Source organism: Pseudovibrio sp. POLY-S9 (assembly GCF_001431305.1).
Taxonomy (GTDB): Bacteria; Pseudomonadota; Alphaproteobacteria; order Rhizobiales; family Stappiaceae; genus Pseudovibrio.
In genome coordinates this window covers 184,387-185,530 of the sequence record NZ_LCWX01000237.1, presented here as the reverse complement: position 1 = coordinate 185,530, position 1,144 = coordinate 184,387, and the positions used below count along the sequence as shown (strand labels likewise).

At 56.6% G+C, this 1,144-nt stretch carries 1 protein-coding gene; it reads left to right on the top strand.

The window, feature by feature from the left end; translation table 11 throughout:
- Positions 1-1,144 (top strand): molybdopterin cofactor-binding domain-containing protein (locus PPL9_RS24880; RefSeq protein WP_208989613.1); only part of this gene is annotated, 1,144 nt, incomplete at both ends.

The following is a 1,144-nucleotide window of genomic DNA, read 5'->3' as shown; positions in this document are numbered from 1 at the left end:
CCGCCATGTTCAACAGCTTTAAGCAGTATCGTCAGGCAGGCGCTGCCGCCCGTGAAGTGCTGTTGCAAGCCGCATCACTGGCTTGGGATGTACCCGCCGCCCAGCTCAAGCTGGAAGATGGTGTGATCTCAGGTGGTGGCAACAAAGCGCCAATCGGCGAGTTTGTAGCTGCCGCGAGCAAGCTGACAGTACCTGAAAACCCGCGCCTGAAAGATCCATCCGAGTTCAAGTTGATCGGCAACGCCAGTGTGCGCCGCAAGGACACACCGCCGAAGATCAACGGCACTGCCAAATACGCGATGGACATCCAGCTTGATAATCAGATGGTCGTCACCATCAAGCGGGCCACCCGCAAAGGTGCAACTGTCACGTCCTTTGACGACAGCGCCGCAAAGGATGTCAAAGGCTTCATCCGTGCAGCCACACTGCCCAACAAAGCTGGCGTTGCGGTTTACGCAGAAAACACATGGGCCTCTCTTCAAGCCCGTGAAGCTCTGGAAGTCACCTGGGACAACTCAGCAGCTGAAAGCCGCAGTTCTGAAGACGTCTACAAAGAGCTGATGGCTGCGCTAAACATAGCGCCGGAATACAACCTGACCAAAAACGATCAGGCCGAGATTGCAGGTGCGATTAAAAACGCAGACAAGGTGGTCGAAGAGACCTTCTACTTCCCATTGCTCGCACATGCTCCAATGGAACCGCTTACCTGCACCATTGAGGCGACAGAAGATGGCGGCGTGATCCTGCATGACGGCTGTCAGATGCCAACCTCACCACATGCAGCGATTGCGCAAATCCTTCAGGTGCCAATGGACAAGGTGCAGGTCAACACCATGTTCGCTGGTGGCTCGTTCGGTCGCCGTGCAACACCAACGGTCGATTATCAGGTGGAAGCAGCGCTTTCCTTTGTGATGACGGATCGCCGCCGCCCGGTCAAACTGGTGTGGTCCCGTGAGGATGACATCACCGGTGGCTACTACCGCCCGGCATTTGCGCACAAAGTTCGTGTTGGTCTTGATGCAGATGGCAACATCGCTGGTTGGGATCACCGCGTTGCGGGCCAGTCCATCTCCAAGGGCACTCCGTTTGAGGCGTTCTCGGTTCATGACGGGGTCGATCATCTCTCCGTAGAAGGCGTCACCCC